Raw genomic sequence first — 16,745 nt, 5'->3', positions numbered from 1 at the left:
TTTCTGGAGAGAGTGTGAATATGCCACGCGCAGGTTTCCTGCTCACCCGACACTGGCGCGACAGCGCACAAGGCACCGAAATCATTTTCTGGCTGGCAACCGATGACGGTCCACAGCGCGTTGTACTGCCGGTGCAAGAGTCGGTCGCCTTTATCCCTTGCGATTATCAGGCGCAGGTTGAAGCGCTGTTAAAGGATGAACGACACGTACGCATTCAGCCGCTGGAATTGAAAGACTTCCGCCGTCGCCCAGTGTTTGGCCTCTATTGTCGGCAGAATCGCCAGTTACAGTGGATTGAGAAAAAGCTGCGGGAAAACGGCATTCCAATTTACGAAGCGGATATTCGCCCGCCAGAGCGCTTTCTGATGGAGCGCTTTATCACCGCGCCCGTCTGGTTCAGCGGTGATCAGCAAGGTGAAAGCGTCGTGAACACGCGCCTGAAGCCGCACCCCGATTATCGTCCTCCGCTGAAATGGGTCTCGCTGGATATTGAAACCACTCAGCATGGTGAACTTTACTGCATTGGACTCGAAGGCTGCGGACAGCGTCAGGTTTACATGCTTGGGCCGCCCAACGGCGATGCCAGCCAACTCGACTTTGAGCTGATCTATCTGAAAAGCCGCCCACAACTGCTGGAAGCGCTTAATCATTGGTTTGCACAACATGACCCCGATGTAATTATTGGTTGGAACGTGGTGCAATTTGACCTGCGTATGCTGCAAAAACATGCCGATCGTTACGGCATTCCGCTGCGCCTTGGGCGTCAACAAGCCCTGCTGGAATGGCGCGAACATGGCTTTAAGCCTGGCGTTTTTTTCGCTCAGGCAACTGGCCGCCTGATTATTGATGGCATCGACGCGCTGAAATCCGCCTTCTGGGACTTTCCTTCATTTAGCCTGGAATCTGTCTCACAACAGCTATTGGGCGAAGGGAAAGCGATCAACAATCCCTGGCAGCGCATGGAAGAGATTAACTGGCGTTTTGCCAACGATAAACCGGCGCTGGCGCGTTACAACCTGAAAGATTGTGAACTGGTGACACGCATCTTCCACAAAACAGAGATCATGCCGTTTCTGCTGGAACGAGCGGCGGTAAACGGTTTGGCGGTGGATCGTCACGGCGGATCGGTGGCAGCATTTGGTCATCTTTATATTCCGCGCATGCACCGTGCGGGCTTTGTCGCGCCAAACTTAGGCGACGTAGCCCCCGAAGCCAGCCCTGGCGGCTACGTGATGGATTCGCGTCCCGGCTTGTATGACTCAGTATTGGTGCTCGACTATAAAAGCCTTTATCCCTCGATTATTCGCACCTTCCTGATCGATCCGGTCGGGTTGGTGGAAGGATTAGCGCATCCAAACGATACCGATTCGGTTGCTGGTTTCCGCGAAGCACGTTTTTCACGCCAGACGCACTGTTTACCGGCAATCGTTGAGCAGATCTGGCAAGGACGCGAAGCGGCTAAAAAACAGGGCAACAAGCCGCTGTCGCAGGCGCTGAAAATCATCATGAATGCGTTCTACGGCGTACTCGGCACCAGCGCCTGCCGCTTCTTTGATCCTCGTCTGGCCTCATCGATTACGCTACGCGGGCACGCCATCATGCAGCAAACGCGTGAATTGATTGAGGCTGAAGGTTACGACGTTATTTACGGCGATACCGATTCCACCTTCGTCTGGTTGAAGACAGCGCACAGCGAAGAGCAGGCGGCCGCGATTGGCCGACAGCTGACAGAAAAGGTTAATATCTGGTGGCGCGAGCATCTGCAAAGCGAATATGGGCTTAACAGCGCATTAGAGCTGGAGTACGAGAGTCATTTTTGCCGCTTTTTGATGCCCACCATTCGCGGTGCCGAGCAAGGCAGTAAAAAACGCTACGCGGGATTGATCCGCGAAGGCGCTAGCGAGCGCATGGTATTTAAAGGTCTGGAATCAGTGCGCACCGACTGGACGCCGCTGGCGCAGCAGTTTCAGCAAGCGTTATACAGCCGCATCTTTCGTCGCGAACCCTGGCAGGATTATATTCGTGAAACAGTGGCGCAACTGCTGGCGGGTGAGCTGGACGCTCAGCTGATTTACAAAAAACGCCTGCGTCGTCCGTTAAAAGAGTATGAACGTAACGTGCCGCCGCATGTACGCGCTGCGCGCATCGCTGATGAAGAGAATCGCAAGCTGGGACGACCTTTACAGTACCAAAATGGCGGGCGCATTCGCTACGTGATTGCCACTGCAGGCCCGGAGCCGCTGGAGGCGCGGATTACGCCACTCGACTACGATCATTATGTTAGCAAGCAGTTACAACCGGTGGCTGATGGCATTTTACCTTTCGTCGACGGCGACTTTGCTACACTTATAAACGGTCAGTTGGGACTTTTTTGACAGGTGACGAATGCCCTGCCATCCAGTACCATAGCGCCCTTCCCAAAACTCACCGCTCTGACACGTTCACCAGACCTTATCGTTTGGATGACATGCTATTGCCCTGGAGTTGGGAACACCTTCAAAAACGTTAAAAAATTCGAGCTAAAAAATATATGGTTTTTACATTAGGTCAGCGCTGGATCAGTGATACGGAAAGTGAACTGGGTTTGGGAACGATCGTCGCGATCGATACGCGCATGATTACGCTGCTTTTCCCGGCCACAGGCGAAAACCGCCTCTACGCCCGCAACGATTCGCCGGTTACTCGCGTCATCTTTAATCCGGGCGATACCATCACCAGCCATGAAGGCTGGCAGATGCGAGTGGATGAAGTCCGCAACGAAAATGACCTGATGACCTATATCGGCATGCGCCTCGATACTGAAGAGGCCGACGTGATGCTGCGTGAAGTGTTTCTCGACAGCAAGCTGGTGTTCAGTAAACCCCAGGATCGCCTGTTCGCCGGACAACTCGATCGCATGGATCGCTTTGCCCTGCGCTTCCGCGCCCGTAAATACCACAGCGAGCAATATCGCCTGCCGACCAGCGGACTGCGCGGTATGCGTACTAACCTGATTCCGCATCAGCTGCACATTGCTCACGATGTCGGTCGTCGTCATGCACCGCGCGTGCTGCTGGCTGATGAAGTTGGCTTGGGTAAAACCATTGAAGCCGGGATGATCATTCAGCAGCAACTGCTGGCTGGTCGCGCTGAACGCGTGTTGATTGTGGTACCGGAAACCCTGCAACACCAATGGCTGGTTGAGATGCTGCGCCGCTTTAACCTGCGTTTTGCGCTGTTTGATGATGATCGCTACACCGAAGCGCAGCATGACAGCGATAATGCTTTTGAAACCGAGCAGCTCATTATCTGCTCACTCGACTTTGTTCGCCGCAATAAACAGCGTCTTGAGCTGCTGTCTGAGGCTGAGTGGGATCTACTGGTAGTGGACGAAGCGCACCATCTGGCGTGGTCCGAAGGTGAGCCAAGCCGTGAATATCAGGTGATTGAGCAGTTAGCCGAAAAAACGCCGGGCGTGTTGCTGTTAACCGCGACGCCAGAGCAGTTGGGAATGGAAAGCCACTTTGCGCGCCTTCGCCTGCTCGATCCGGATCGCTTCCATGACTTCGCTCTGTTTGTTGAAGAGCAACAGCATTTCCGCCCGGTGGCCGATGCGGTTTCCTCATTGCTGGCAGATCAGTCCATTTCTCAAGAGCAGATGAACAGCATCAGCGATCTGGTCGGCGAGCAGGATATCGAACCGCTGCTGCAGGTGGCTAACAGCGACCGCGACGGCAAACAAGATGCACGCAAAGAACTGATTTCAATGTTGATGGATCGCCACGGCACCAGCCGCGTGCTGTTCCGTAACACGCGTAATGGCGTAAAAGGCTTCCCGAAACGCGAACTGCATCAAATTCGCCTGCCGCTGCCTGCGCAGTATCAAACAGCGATCAAAGTTTCCAGCATCATGGGAACCCGTAAAAGTGCCGAAGAGCGCGCCCGTGACCTGCTTTATCCTGAACAGATTTATCAGGAGTTTGAAGGCGACAGCGGTACCTGGTGGAACTTCGACCCCCGCGTAGAATGGCTGATGGGTTATCTCACCAGCAACCGCAAAGAAAAAGTGCTGGTGATTTGTGCTAAAGCCGCCACCGCGCTGCAACTGGAGCAGGTTCTGCGTGAACGCGAAGGCATCCGCGCTGCGGTATTCCACGAAGGTTTGTCAATCATTGAACGTGACCGCGCAGCGGCCTGGTTCGCCTCTGAAGAGAATGGTGCGCAGGTGCTGCTGTGTTCGGAAATCGGTTCTGAAGGCCGTAACTTCCAGTTCGCCAACCGTTTAGTGATGTTCGATCTGCCCTCAAATCCCGATTTGCTGGAGCAGCGTATTGGTCGTCTGGATCGTATTGGTCAGATGCATGACATCCAGATTCTGGTGCCGTGGCTGGAAAAAACCGCGCAGGCGGTGTTATTGCGCTGGTATCACGAAGGGCTGGATGCGTTTGAGCACACTTGCCCCACCGGTCGTACCATTTACGATAGCGTGCATTCGCAGCTGGTTAACTACCTTGCGGCACCAGAGAACAACGAAGGGTTCGACGAATTTATCGTTGAATGCCGCAAGCAGCATGACGCCTTGAAATCACAGCTGGAACAGGGTCGCGACCGCTTGCTGGAGCTGAATTCCAACGGTGGTGAATCTGCGCAGGCGCTGGCGAATGCGATTGCTGAACAGGACAACGACACCGATCTGGTGAGCTTTGCGCTTAACCTGTTTGATATCGTCGGTATTAATCAGGAAGATCGCAGCGACAACCTGATCGTGCTGACACCATCCGATCACATGCTGGTGCCCGATTTCCCAGGCTTGCCAGAAGATGGCTGCACCATCACCTTTAACCGCGACCAGGCGTTGTCCCGCGAAGATACGCAGTTCATTACCTGGGAACATCCACTGATCCGCAACGGCCTTGATTTGATTCTTTCCGGTGATACCGGCAGCAGCGCCATCTCTTTACTGAAGAACAAAGCGCTGCCGGTCGGCACTTTGCTGGTTGAGATGATTTATGTGGTCGAAGCGCAGGCGCCCAAAAACCTCCAGCTGACTCGCTTCCTGCCGCCAACGCCACTCCGTTTGCTGCTGGATCGCAACGGCACCAACCTGGCGGGCAAAGTTGAGTTTGAAAGCTTTAACCGTCAGCTAAATGCCGTTAATCGTCATACCGGCAGCAAGCTGGTGAACGCGGTACAGCAGGATGTACACGAAATTCTGACGCAGGCCGAAGAGAAAGTAGTGAGTGAAGCGCGCGCGGTAATTGATGCTGCCCGTCGTGAAGCTGACGAAAAACTGGGCTCAGAGTTGTCACGTCTTGAAGCACTAAAAGCGGTTAACCCCAATATTCGTGAAGATGAGATTGAGGCGCTGGAAAGCAATCGTCAGCAAGTGCTGGAGCATCTTGATCAGGCCAACTGGCGCCTGGATGCGCTGCGCTTAATTGTCGTTACCCACCAATAAAATTCAGGGGCCGCGCGGCCCCTTTTTTTGGAAAATAGCATGGAACCTTACAATCCACCGCTTGAGCCGTGGCTGCACATCCTTTATCAGGATGATCACATTATGGTGGTGAATAAACCCAGCGGCCTGCTTTCCGTGCCCGGTCGGCTGGAAGAGCACAAAGACAGCGTAATGACGCGCATTCAGCGTGACTTCCCGCAGGCAGAATCGGTACATCGTCTCGACATGGCCACCAGCGGCGTGATTGTGGTGGCCTTGACCAAAGCGGCTGAACGCGAATTGAAGCGTCAGTTTCGCGAACGCGAGCCGTCGAAAACCTATGTAGCTTGCGTGTGGGGACATCCAACGGAAGAGAAAGGTTTAGTGGATTTGCCGCTGATTTGCGACTGGCCTAATCGTCCGAAGCAGAAGGTCTGTTTTGAAACCGGCAAATCTGCGCAAACCGAATATCAGGTGGTGGAGTATTTCGCTAACAACAGCGCGCGCGTTTCGCTGAAGCCGATTACCGGACGTTCGCACCAGCTGCGTGTACATATGCTGGCGCTGGGACATCCGATTCTGGGGGATAACTTCTATGCGCACCCGGAAGCCAAAGCGATGGCACCAAGACTGCTGCTGCATGCAGAATCACTGACCATTACGCATCCAAAATTTGGTAACGCAATGACGTTTCGCCAGCCGGCGGATTTTTAACCTTTTGCGCGCTGTGTTGGCCTCTGCGCGCTGTGTTGGCCTCTGCGCGCTGTGTTGGCCTCTGCGCTGTCCCCCATCCCAACCTTCCCCCGCAAGCGGGGGAAGGAAATGCTGCCACATGCAGCTGTAATACTCACATAAAGCAGCATCTTCCTCCCCCACGTGTGGGGGAGGATTGAGGTGGGGGACAAATTACCTCGCACTTAAGAGAATTAAGGCGAGAAAACAACGACTATTTAAAACCCTTTTCCTTACGAATCAAATCATAAGCCGCCTGGATTTCCTGCGCTTTCTGCTTCGCCATCTCCATCATTTCTGGCGGTAAACCTTTCGCCACCAGTTTGTCAGGATGGTGTTCACTCATTAACTTGCGATAGGCACGCTTGATGATGGTGATATCATCACTGCTCTTAACGCCTAACACACTGCACGCATCTTCCAGAGTCGGGCCGCGCTGCTGCTGAAAACCGCCGTATGAAGAGCCTTGCCCACCACCAAATTGCTGACCGCCTTCCATCATACGAAGGAACTGATCAAACTGAGTGCGGGAAATACCCAGCTCTTCCGCAATGACATACAGCACCTGGCGCTCGTTGGGATGCAACGAACCATCAGCAAACGCCGCCTGAATTTGTATTTCCAGAAACATCCGAATCAGATCGAAGCGGCCAAAACAGGCGCTGCGGAATTCACGCAGCTTACTGCGCAGCGGATAGTCGCCCTGCTTGCCCTCGCGAAAGGCGCGTTGCGCTGCGGTACGCGATTCGCCATGAAGCTGCATGCGCTCCATTAATAAAGAAGCAATCTGAATATCGGCTTCGGTCACGCGCCCTTTTGACTTGGTTAAATGGCCCATTACCTGAAAAGTGGTACTGAAGAACAGCGTTTGACGCGTTTGATTATTTGAGAAGTAAGCCTTGCCCTGAGCACCGCGAACTTTGTCTATCATGTGGCCAATGATCAATCCGATCACAATGCCCCAAAAGCCTGCACCGGAAATCAATCCTAATAGCAGACCCACAACTTTTCCCCAGTAGCGCATAAACTCCTCAATTCGCCATGCTTGCGGCTGAAAATTGCATTATCATACCTGTCATTTATCTCAGCGCCTAACGGCAACGCGGGCAGACACGGATTAACACTGGCGCAACGCCGGGCAGTAAGTTAGTCTCTGACCGGATTGTCGGCATGATGCCAGTTTTCATGGAATTCTCGATACCGCGTATGAAAAAACGTATACCTACCCTGCTGGCCACCTTGATTGGTGCAGCCCTTACCAGTCAGCATGCCCTCGCCGACGATTTGATGTCGCAGTGTATGTTAGGCGTGCCGAGCTATAACCGTCCTTTGGTGACAGGCACCACCAATGAGCTGCCTGTGACCATCAAGTCGGATTCTGCCAAGGGTAATTATCCTGACGACGCGGTATTCACTGGCAATGTGAACATTGAACAAGGCAATGGCCGACTGCAATCGGATGAAGTGCAACTTCATCAACGCCAGCAAGATGGACAAACCACACCGGTGCGTACCGTCGATGCCTTGGGTAATGTGCACTACGACGATAATCAGGTCATCCTGAAAGGTCCGAAAGCTTGGTCGAATCTGAACAGCAAAGACACCAATGTCTGGAATGGCGACTACCAAATGGTGGGACGTCAGGGCCGCGGCACCGCCGATCAAATGAAACTGCGCGGTAATAACCGTTACACCATTTTAGAAAATGGCAGCTTTACCTCTTGCTTGCCTGGCTCAAACAGCTGGAGCGTGGTCGGTTCTGAAGTGATTCAGGACCGTGAAGAAGAAGTGGCTGAGATTTGGAATGCCCGCTTTAAGCTGGGTTCCGTGCCGGTTTTCTACAGCCCTTATTTGCAATTGCCGATTGGCGATCGTCGCCGCTCCGGCTTCCTGATCCCTAACGCAAAATATGGCAGCAGCAACGGCTTTGAATTTATTCTGCCTTATTACTGGAACATCGCGCCGCAAGCGGATGCCACCATCACGCCGCACTATATGAGCAAGCGCGGCCTGCAATTGCAGAACGAATTCCGTTATTTGACGCAGGCGGGCGCAGGCTTGGTTGAGTTTGATTATCTGGCTTCAGACGATCAATACAATAACGACAAAGCGGTACGCGGCATCGCGCAAAATGACAGTTCAGACCGCTGGCTGTTCTACTGGCGTCATTCTGGTGTTTACGATCAGCATTGGCGCTTCAATGCCAACTACACCAAAGTCAGCGATCAGTACTACTTCAACGATCTCGACTCGACGTACTACAGCTCAACCGACGGTTACGCCACGCAAAAATTCAGTGCGGGTTATGCGGATACCAACTGGGATGCGACGCTGTCGACCAAAGACTTCCAGGTCTTCGGTAACACCAACAGCAACAACGTTTACCGCGCAATGCCGCAGTTGGACCTCAATTTCTATCAAAATGATATGGGTCCGTTTGATGGACGTATTTATGCGCAAGCGGTGAAGTTTACCAACGTCAGCGATCGCTATCCCGAAGCTACGCGCCTGCATATTGAGCCGACGCTGGATCTGCCGCTGTCTAATGGTTGGGCAAGTCTTGATACTGAAGCGAAATTCCTTGCGACGCACTATCAGCAGAAAGATGTCGATTACTACAACAACTCGATTGATACCACTCGCGTCAATCAGTTGAAAGAATCCGTCAACCGCACCATGCCACAATTGAAAGTCGATGGTCGTCTGGTGTTTGACCGCGATATGAATTGGGCGGAAGGCTATACCCAAACGCTGGAACCGCGCGTTCAGTACCTTTATATCCCTTACCGCGACCAAAGCGATATCTATCCGTACGACTCCACGCTGCTACAAACCGACTATACCGGTTTGTTCCGCGACCGCACTTACAGCGGCCTGGATCGCATCGCTTCAGCCAATGAAGTAGCAACCGGTGTGACGACGCGTATTTATGATAACGATCTGGTTGAACGTTTTAACGCTTCCGTAGGTCAAATCTACTCGTTTACCCCTTCACGCACTGGCGTTAATCAAACCAGTGAAGAAGATGACACCGGCAGCCTGATTTGGGCAGGTGATACATACTGGAAGGTTAGCGATCGTTGGGGCGTTCGCGGCGGGGTGCAATATGATACTCGCCTGGATAACGTCTCTCAGGGGAATGCGGTGCTGGAATATCGCCGTGATGCCGATCGTATGGTGCAGCTGAGCTACCGCTACAGCAGCCCGGAATACGTCGCAAGCGCGTTGAACAATGCCAACCTGATTACCAACCCGATCTACAAAAACGGGATTTCTCAGGTCGGTGCAACCGGCAGTTGGCCGATTGCTGATGCATGGTCTGTGGTAGGTGCTTATTACTACGACACGCGCAACAGTAAACCGGCATCACAGCTGGTTGGCCTGCAATACAGCTCATGCTGTTATGCTATTCGCCTGGGTTACGAGCGCAAAATCAACGGTTGGGAAAACAACGACAGCAAGTACGACAACCAAATCTCATTCAACATAGAGCTGCGTGGTTTGAGTTCCAACTATGGCTTAGGAACCAACCAAATGTTGCGTCAGGGCATCATCCCTTACCAGCGCGCTTTTTGATGTTGTGATGTTTGACAGGCAATCCCGCAGTGCGGAAACAACAATGGATAAAGTATGAAGAACTGGAGAATGCTGATTCTTGGTGTGGCGATAACTGCCAACACCGCGTTCGCAGCACCACAAGTGGTTGATAAAGTTGCAGCCGTGGTCAATAACGGCGTAGTTCTTGAGAGTGACGTGGATAGCATGATGAGCACGGTCAAATCTCAGGCGCAGCAGGCGAGTCAGCAATTGCCAGACGATAAAACGTTGCGCCATCAGATTCTTGAGCGTCAGATCATGGACAACATTCTGCTGCAAATGGGTGAAAAAGCTGGCCTGCAGATCACCGATCAGCAGTTGGATCAGGCGATTCAAAATATTGCCAGTCAGAACAAGATGAGTGTCGATCAGCTGCGTAGCCGCCTGGCTTATGATGGTATGAACTACAACACTTACCGTGCGCAAATCCGCAAAGAGATGCTGATCACCGAAGTGCGTAACAATGAAGTGCGCCGTCGCGTAACGATTTTGCCTCAGGAAGTGGACACGCTGTCGACGCAAATCGCCTCGCAAAACACCCAAGGCACCGAGCTGAACGTCAGCCATATTTTGCTGCCATTATCAGAAAACCCGACGCAGCAGCAGGTTGATGATCAAGAAACGCTGGCGAAACAGCTGGTGGGCGAGCTGAAAAGCGGTGCTGACTTCGGCAAAATGGCAGTAACCTACTCCGCAGATTCACAGGCGCTGAAAGGCGGCAACATGGGTTGGGGTAAAATCGAAGAGTTACCGACCCTGTTTGCGCAGGCGCTGGCTACCGCCAAGAAAGGCGATATCGTGGGTCCGATTCGTTCCGGTGTGGGCTTCCATATCCTGAAAGTGAATGACCTGCGTGGCGAGAGCAAAAATATCTCTGTGACGGAAGTGCATGCACGCCACATCCTGCTGAAACCGTCTCCGATCCTCACAGAGGATCAAGCACGCGCCAAGCTGCAACAGATTGCTTCCGATATCAGCAGTGGTAAAACCACTTTTGCTGCTGCAGCGAAACAGTTCTCTGACGATCCGGGTTCTGCGAACCAGGGCGGCGACTTGGGCTGGAGTTCGCCAGAAGCGTTCGATCCTGCGTTCCGCGATGCGTTGCTGCGCCTGCAAAAAGGCCAGACCAGCCAACCGGTTCACTCCTCGTTCGGATGGCACTTGATTCAGTTGCTGGACACGCGACAGGTTGATAAAACCGATGCGGCCCAGAAAGAGCGTGCTTACCGTCTGCTGTTCAACCGTAAATTTGCTGAAGAAGCACAAACCTGGATGCAGGAACAACGCGCCGGTGCTTACGTGAAGATTTTGGACAACAATGCTCAGTAATTTCCGTGTAGCGATCACCCCCGGCGAACCCGCCGGGATTGGTCCTGACCTCACCATTCAACTGGCCCAGCAAAACTGGCCGGTTGAATTGGTGGTGTGCGCCTCGCCCGATTTACTGCGTCAGCGTGCCGCCCAGCTTGGGCTGCCGCTGACCTTGCGTGATTACCAGCCTGGCGTTGCGGCACAACCGCAGCAGGCCGGCACGCTAACCGTGCTACCGATTGAAACGCCACAGCCGGTTAAACCCGGCGAGTTATGTGTTGCCAATAGCGAATATGTACTGGCTACGCTGGCGCGCGCTTGCGATGGGTGTCTGAAGGGTGAGTTTGCCGCGTTGATCACTGGCCCGGTGCACAAAGGCGTGATTAACGACGCTGGTATTGCTTTTACCGGTCACACCGAATTCTTCGCCGATCGCGCGGGGAGTCATCGCGTTGTAATGATGTTAGCGACGGAAGAGTTACGCGTTGCCTTAGCCACCACGCATTTGCCGCTAAAAGATGTCTCAGCTGCCATTACCCGTGACAGCCTGCACGAAGTCATCACCATTTTGCATCACGATTTGCAGCAAAAATTTGCGATTGCCCAGCCGCATATTTTCGTCTGTGGCCTTAACCCGCATGCGGGCGAAGGAGGCCATATGGGACGGGAAGAGATCGATACGATCATTCCTGCTCTCAACGAATTACGCCAGCGGGGCATGCAGCTTACCGGTCCTCTGCCCGCAGATACCTTGTTCCAGCCAAAATATCTGCAAAATGCGGATGCGGTGCTGGCGATGTATCACGATCAAGGTCTACCGGTGCTAAAATTTCAGGGGTTTGGTCGTGCGGTGAATATCACTCTCGGTTTGCCCTTTATCCGGACTTCAGTCGATCACGGCACCGCGCTAGAGTTAGCCGGGCTGGGACAGGCAGAACCGGGCAGCTTCATCACGGCGCTTAACCTCGCCATCACTATGATCAAGAGCAGTAATGAATAATCGCGTCCATCAGGGGCACTTCGCCCGTAAACGTTTCGGGCAGAACTTCCTGAACGATCAGTACATTATCGAGAGCATTGTCTCCGCTATTCATCCGCAGCGCGATCAGGCGCTGGTGGAAATCGGCCCCGGCTTGGGTGCATTAACCGAGCCAGTAGGCGAACGTCTCGATAGCTTGACGGTTGTGGAGTTGGATCGCGATCTGGCTGCACGTCTGCAGACTCATCCCTTTCTTGGGCCGAAGCTGACCATTTTTCAGCAAGATGCCATGAAATTCGACTTTGCCGCGCTGGCAGAAGAAAGAGGTCAGCCGCTGCGCGTGTTTGGCAACTTGCCGTACAATATTTCGACTCCGCTGATGTTTCACCTTTTCAGCTATACTGGTTCGATTAAAGACATGCACTTCATGTTGCAAAAAGAAGTGGTGAACCGTTTAGTCGCGGGTCCGGGCAGTAAAGCGTATGGTCGCCTGAGCGTTATGGCGCAATATTATTGCCAGATCATTCCAGTACTTGAAGTGCCGCCAGAATCGTTTACGCCGGCGCCTAAAGTGGATTCTGCCGTCGTGCGTTTAGTTCCGTATACTGAGCCGCAGCATCCGGTTAGTGACGTGCGTTTACTGAGCCGCATTACTACCGAAGCGTTTGGTAAGCGCCGTAAGACGCTGCGTAATAGCCTCAATCATATGGTGGCGGCGGGTGCACTAGAAGAACTCTCTATCGACCCGACATTGCGTGCTGAAAACGTTTCGGTCGCGCAGTATTGCCAGTTAGCAAACTGGCTGGCGAAACATCAGGATGAAGCGCAGGAGTAGTCATGAGTGAAACGGCCCGCGTGCATGTCCATGTGCAAAGCCTGTATGTAGAATCGCAATCTTCCCCGGATGATGAGCGTTACGTCTTTGCTTACACGGTTACCATCCGCAATATGGGCCGTTCTTCCGTACAATTGCTGGGTCGTTATTGGTTAATCACCAATGGTAATGGTCGTGAAACCGAAGTTCAGGGTGAAGGCGTGATTGGCGAACAGCCACACATTGCACCGGGCGGTGAATATCAATACACCAGCGGCGCGGTGCTGGAAACGTCGATGGGCACCATGCAGGGCCATTACGTGATGGTCGACGAACAGGGCGATGCGTTTCACGTTGACATCCCGGTATTCCGCCTCGCGATTCAAACTCACATTCATTGATATGCTTTCACTTCGCCCGGTTCTACCGGGCGAATGATTTTATTTCGGATAAAACTCTATGAGCACTTACCTGATTGGCGACGTCCACGGTTGTTACGACGAGTTACGTGCACTGCTGAAGCAGGTCGATTTCAATCCTGAGCAAGATACCTTGTGGTTGACCGGTGATTTAGTTGCGCGCGGCCCTGGCTCACTCGATGTCCTCCGTTACGTCAAGTCGCTGGGTGATTGCGTACGGTTAGTGTTGGGTAATCACGATCTCCATCTGTTGGCGGTCTATGCGGGAATCAGCCGCAATAAGCCTAAAGATCGCCTCACTCCCCTGCTTGAAGCTGACGACGCTGATACCTTGATCAACTGGTTGCGCCGCCAGCCAATGCTGCAAGTTGATGAAGAAAAAAAGTTGGTCATGGGCCATGCAGGCATCACGCCGCAATGGGACATCGAAACCGCAAAGAAATGCGCGCGTGAAGTGGAAGCGGTGCTCGCCAGCGACAGTTATCCGCTGTTTCTGGACGCGATGTATGGCGACATGCCTAACAACTGGAGCGAAGAGCTTACTGGACTGGCGAGACTACGTTTTAGCACCAATGCACTAACCCGTATGCGCTACTGTTTTCCGAATGGTCAGCTGGATATGATCTGCAAAGATTCGCCAGAATCTGCCCTACCGCCGCTGAAGCCGTGGTTTAACATTCAAGGCCCGGTTGCCCGTGATTACACCATTGTGTTCGGCCATTGGGCATCGCTGGAAGGTAAAGGCACACCCGAAGGGGTTATTGGATTAGATACAGGCTGCTGCTGGGGTGGCAATCTCACTCTGCTGCACTGGGAAGAACAGCGTTATTACGTTCAAGCCTCGAATCGAAAGGATGCGCTACCTGAAACGGCCTCTTCACAACAGTCAGCAAGCTAACTTTCTGCCGTTAAAACGGGCATAAAAAAACGCCTTGTCTTCACCGCCAAGGCGTTTTTTTTCAAGAGAAATTAACGACGACGATCGAGAATCTCAAAGCAGTAGCTGTGTGAGTTCTGCTCGTCAGCATCATGGAATTCGCTGAACGTAGATTGCCATTCGTCCGGCTCGTAATCCGGGAACTGCGTGTCACCTTCAACTTCAGCGTCGATATGGGTCAGGTAAAGACGATCGGCACGGTTCAGCATCTGCTCGTATACACGACCGCCACCAATCACCATGATCTCTTCTGCATCACCGGCAGCCTGAACCGCTTCCTCCAGAGATGTTACCCACGTCACGCCTTCTGCGTCACCCGGCTTGCTGCTCACAACGATATTCAAACGTCCCGGTAACGGTCGGCCAATAGACTCAAACGTCAGGCGACCCATAATAACCGGCTTTTTCAAGGTATTACGCTTAAACCAAGCCAAATCCGCAGGCAGGTCCCACGGCATGGCGTTTTCCATACCGATAATGCGATCAGCTGCTAATGCCGCGATAAGACTAATCATGTTAAAAGACTCACTGGAAAAAATTGGCGCCATCATACGTAAAGGCGAAACTTTCGTCGATAGCGATAAGGGTCTATTTGCGTAAAGCTTTTTTGCCGCCGCATTTTTGTTACTGGACAGAATTTTAAACCGTGTTTTTGCGTTCTTTTGAATCAAGCCGCCAGTTAAGATCCGTTAGCGAGTACAAGGAGAAGGTTACAGCTTCTGGCCGTGACGTCGGAGAGAGAGCTGCATAGAATACACTTGGATTTACCTTACCAGGTCGCACCTACTGATCACGCAAAATAAGGAAATATGCTGTGAATGAATATCTCTCTGCGTTAAATCAGTATGGCGTAATACAGGGTCGCTGCCGCCGCAAAACTTACTGGCTGTTTGTGTTAGTGAACATTCTCGTTTCAGTGGTTTTAACCGTGCTTGATACAGTTTTAGGCTTCAATATTTGGCTTGATGAAGGGTTACTCTCAACGCTCTACTCTTTGGCGATATTGATTCCTTCCATCACGGTTTCAATTCGCCGCCTTCACGATCTTGACCGATCCGGCTGGTGGTTGCTGCTAATACTTTTACCTTTCATCGGTACGCTGTTACTGCTGATTTACTTCTGCTTCAAAGGTAGCGAAGGGCCAAATCGCTTTGGCGACGATCCGTTGCGCGCGCCCTCTCATTCTTAAAAAAAACGGCTCCCAAAGGAGCCGTTACGTTTTGATTTTTTTCGCTTAGAAATCGTAGCGTAAACGTACCAGGTTCATATCACCCAGATTGTCCGTGCTTGAGGTAAATACGTGTTCGTAGTCAACACGGAAGCCGTAGTCGAGGAACAGCGTTACGCCCAGGCCATTATCGATACGCTGATAGTCACGACCATTCACGTACTCGAGACGATCGCCCATCACGTAAGGCTGCACAGCTTTCAGGCCATATTGCTTAACCGGGATCTTGTAACCGGCAAAGTATTCGATGCCCCACGCATCATCAGCAAAATAGTTGTTCACATTACTTTGCTTGGTCGGGATGAAGTTTTCGTACCAGCCGCCGCCGGCAGAGAATGTCCAGTTACCTGGCGTCCAGCTCAACGCGGTACCGAAGATATTCTGGTCGTAATCTTTGCTGTCGCCCGTCTCTGCGTTACGCATCGTTGCATGCGTGTAGTTCCACGCGGTGCCCCAAGTCAGATCGTCAGTGATGTGGTAATCAACACCCAACGAACCGCCGCCTTTACGCTTGTAGCGCAGGCTGTTACCCGGTAAATACTCGTTATCATTAAACAGATAAGAAGCATAAACATCGAGTGCGCCGAAGGTATTTTTATACTTCAACTGCTTGCGGGAACGGTAAGAGCCGTCATAGTCGCCGCTAATGCCGTTGCCTGGCGCCTGAGCGAGCATATCGTAATCCCAGATGTCAGTTTTAGCGCCAACCACATCGTAATAAACGCTGTTTTGCTGACCAAAGGTCAACTGGCCCCACGTTTTGCTTTTCAGGCCGGTATAGAGCTGGCGGCGAGTGGTGTTGTTTGCACCGTCAGCGTAGTGATCGTCCCAGTCAAACAGCTTAGGAATGTTCACACCCAGCTCGTAATAACTGACCCAGCTCACATCATCGAACAGGTAATAATCTGCACCAAAACGGAAGCGCGTACCGCCGTCGAAGCCGTCGCGTTTGTAAGATGAGTCGTTAACGCCAGTCTGGTGATTGACCTGAGCACGGATGCTGCCGCCCACGGCAAAATTCAGGCGGCTCAGCGGATCGCCTGCCTGTACATCTTGTTTCAGAATCGTGATTTCTGCCTGGCTGGCAAACGGTAAAAAGGTCATCAGTGCAGCCACTGCACTCAGTGAAAATTTATGCATTTTCATTTTTTATTAATATCTCTGTTAACGCTCCAATAATGAGCGAACGAAATATTACATTGTGAATTATTTAGACAGCTAGCTTTTGCTTTATAGATTTGTGCGGAGTAGGATAATTCGCATTATTCGCTAAAAATTAAGTCAAATCAGATACTTTTATAATCAAAGCTTA

Annotated in this window: 13 protein-coding genes; 10 read left to right on the top strand and 3 right to left on the bottom strand. The window is 52.3% G+C overall.

The window, feature by feature from the left end; genetic code table 11:
• Positions 1–14 precede the first annotated feature (14 nt).
• The 3 genes from polB to rluA all read left to right on the top strand — a co-directional run bounded on the left by polB (position 15) and on the right by rluA (position 6,130).
• Positions 15–2,375, top strand: a complete 2,361-nt coding sequence (polB, locus tag ACF2G4_RS17595; RefSeq protein WP_409075230.1) for a DNA polymerase II — start codon at positions 15–17, stop codon at positions 2,373–2,375.
• Positions 2,376–2,530: 155 nt separating this feature from the next.
• Positions 2,531–5,437 (top strand): RNA polymerase-associated protein RapA, encoded by a 2,907-nt coding sequence (gene rapA / locus ACF2G4_RS17590; RefSeq protein ID WP_243078614.1) that lies wholly within the window; start codon positions 2,531–2,533, stop codon positions 5,435–5,437.
• Between the two features lie 39 nt (positions 5,438–5,476).
• The gene (rluA, locus tag ACF2G4_RS17585; protein ID WP_409075229.1) at positions 5,477–6,130 is read left to right on the top strand and encodes a bifunctional tRNA pseudouridine(32) synthase/23S rRNA pseudouridine(746) synthase RluA; all 654 of its coding nucleotides are present in this window, start codon (positions 5,477–5,479) and stop codon (positions 6,128–6,130) included.
• A gap of 232 nt (positions 6,131–6,362) precedes the next feature.
• Here rluA and djlA read toward each other — a convergent pair whose 3' ends face one another.
• Entirely contained in the window at positions 6,363–7,172 is an 810-nt protein-coding gene (gene djlA / locus ACF2G4_RS17580; RefSeq protein WP_215847655.1) for a co-chaperone DjlA, read from the bottom strand.
• 182 nt (positions 7,173–7,354) lie between these two features.
• Between djlA and lptD the strand changes: the two genes are divergently transcribed.
• The 6 genes from lptD to apaH are packed head-to-tail and all read left to right on the top strand — an operon-like array spanning position 7,355 to position 14,166.
• A complete protein-coding gene (lptD, locus tag ACF2G4_RS17575) occupies positions 7,355–9,724 on the top strand; it encodes an LPS assembly protein LptD (protein WP_409075228.1) in 2,370 nt (789 codons plus the stop codon).
• A gap of 54 nt (positions 9,725–9,778) precedes the next feature.
• Positions 9,779–11,074, top strand: a complete 1,296-nt coding sequence (surA, locus tag ACF2G4_RS17570; protein ID WP_243078616.1) for a peptidylprolyl isomerase SurA — start codon at positions 9,779–9,781, stop codon at positions 11,072–11,074.
• Complete coding sequence (gene pdxA / locus ACF2G4_RS17565) at positions 11,064–12,056, top strand: 4-hydroxythreonine-4-phosphate dehydrogenase PdxA (protein ID WP_215847658.1); 993 nt, start codon at positions 11,064–11,066, stop codon at positions 12,054–12,056. The genes surA and pdxA overlap by 11 nt, the downstream gene beginning before the upstream one ends.
• The gene (gene rsmA / locus ACF2G4_RS17560) at positions 12,049–12,870 is read left to right on the top strand and encodes a 16S rRNA (adenine(1518)-N(6)/adenine(1519)-N(6))-dimethyltransferase RsmA (RefSeq protein ID WP_243078617.1); all 822 of its coding nucleotides are present in this window, start codon (positions 12,049–12,051) and stop codon (positions 12,868–12,870) included. Before pdxA ends, rsmA begins: the two co-directional genes overlap by 8 nt.
• Before the next feature lie 2 nt (positions 12,871–12,872).
• A complete protein-coding gene (apaG, locus tag ACF2G4_RS17555) occupies positions 12,873–13,250 on the top strand; it encodes a Co2+/Mg2+ efflux protein ApaG (RefSeq protein ID WP_215847660.1) in 378 nt (125 codons plus the stop codon).
• Between the two features lie 58 nt (positions 13,251–13,308).
• The gene (apaH, locus tag ACF2G4_RS17550; protein WP_332625691.1) at positions 13,309–14,166 is read left to right on the top strand and encodes a bis(5'-nucleosyl)-tetraphosphatase (symmetrical) ApaH; all 858 of its coding nucleotides are present in this window, start codon (positions 13,309–13,311) and stop codon (positions 14,164–14,166) included.
• 71 nt (positions 14,167–14,237) lie between these two features.
• On the opposite strand, the gene folA is transcribed toward apaH, so the two are convergent.
• Positions 14,238–14,720, bottom strand: coding sequence for a type 3 dihydrofolate reductase (gene folA / locus ACF2G4_RS17545; protein WP_215847661.1), 483 nt, complete (start codon positions 14,718–14,720; stop codon positions 14,238–14,240).
• A gap of 299 nt (positions 14,721–15,019) precedes the next feature.
• On the opposite strand from folA, the gene ACF2G4_RS17540 reads away from it, so the two are divergent.
• Positions 15,020–15,394 (top strand): DUF805 domain-containing protein, encoded by a 375-nt coding sequence (locus tag ACF2G4_RS17540; RefSeq protein WP_409075227.1) that lies wholly within the window; start codon positions 15,020–15,022, stop codon positions 15,392–15,394.
• Between the two features lie 45 nt (positions 15,395–15,439).
• Here ACF2G4_RS17540 and ACF2G4_RS17535 read toward each other — a convergent pair whose 3' ends face one another.
• The gene (locus tag ACF2G4_RS17535; RefSeq protein ID WP_215847663.1) at positions 15,440–16,579 is read right to left on the bottom strand and encodes a porin; all 1,140 of its coding nucleotides are present in this window, start codon (positions 16,577–16,579) and stop codon (positions 15,440–15,442) included.
• Positions 16,580–16,745: the final 166 nt, after the last annotated feature.

It is taken from the genome of Pantoea phytostimulans, from assembly GCF_046118715.1.
In the GTDB taxonomy this organism is placed as follows: domain Bacteria; phylum Pseudomonadota; class Gammaproteobacteria; order Enterobacterales; family Enterobacteriaceae; genus Pantoea; species Pantoea phytostimulans.
The sequence above is the reverse complement of the archived record's forward strand: the minus strand, read 5'-3'. Positions and strand labels throughout refer to the sequence as shown.

Bases quoted from the DNA above. Each gene is read 5' to 3' on its own strand.
- rapA (WP_243078614.1), top strand. From the start codon at position 2,531: ATGGTTTTTACATTAGGTCAGCGCTGGATCAGTGATACGGAAAGTGAA.
- rluA (WP_409075229.1), top strand. From the start codon at position 5,477: ATGGAACCTTACAATCCACCGCTTGAGCCGTGGCTGCACATCCTTTAT.
- djlA (WP_215847655.1), bottom strand. From the start codon at position 7,172: ATGCGCTACTGGGGAAAAGTTGTGGGTCTGCTATTAGGATTGATTTCC.
- lptD (WP_409075228.1), top strand. From the start codon at position 7,355: ATGAAAAAACGTATACCTACCCTGCTGGCCACCTTGATTGGTGCAGCC.
- surA (WP_243078616.1), top strand. From the start codon at position 9,779: ATGAAGAACTGGAGAATGCTGATTCTTGGTGTGGCGATAACTGCCAAC.
- pdxA (WP_215847658.1), top strand. From the start codon at position 11,064: ATGCTCAGTAATTTCCGTGTAGCGATCACCCCCGGCGAACCCGCCGGG.
- rsmA (WP_243078617.1), top strand. From the start codon at position 12,049: ATGAATAATCGCGTCCATCAGGGGCACTTCGCCCGTAAACGTTTCGGG.
- apaG (WP_215847660.1), top strand. From the start codon at position 12,873: ATGAGTGAAACGGCCCGCGTGCATGTCCATGTGCAAAGCCTGTATGTA.
- apaH (WP_332625691.1), top strand. From the start codon at position 13,309: ATGAGCACTTACCTGATTGGCGACGTCCACGGTTGTTACGACGAGTTA.
- folA (WP_215847661.1), bottom strand. From the start codon at position 14,720: ATGATTAGTCTTATCGCGGCATTAGCAGCTGATCGCATTATCGGTATG.
- ACF2G4_RS17535 (WP_215847663.1), bottom strand. From the start codon at position 16,579: ATGAAAATGCATAAATTTTCACTGAGTGCAGTGGCTGCACTGATGACC.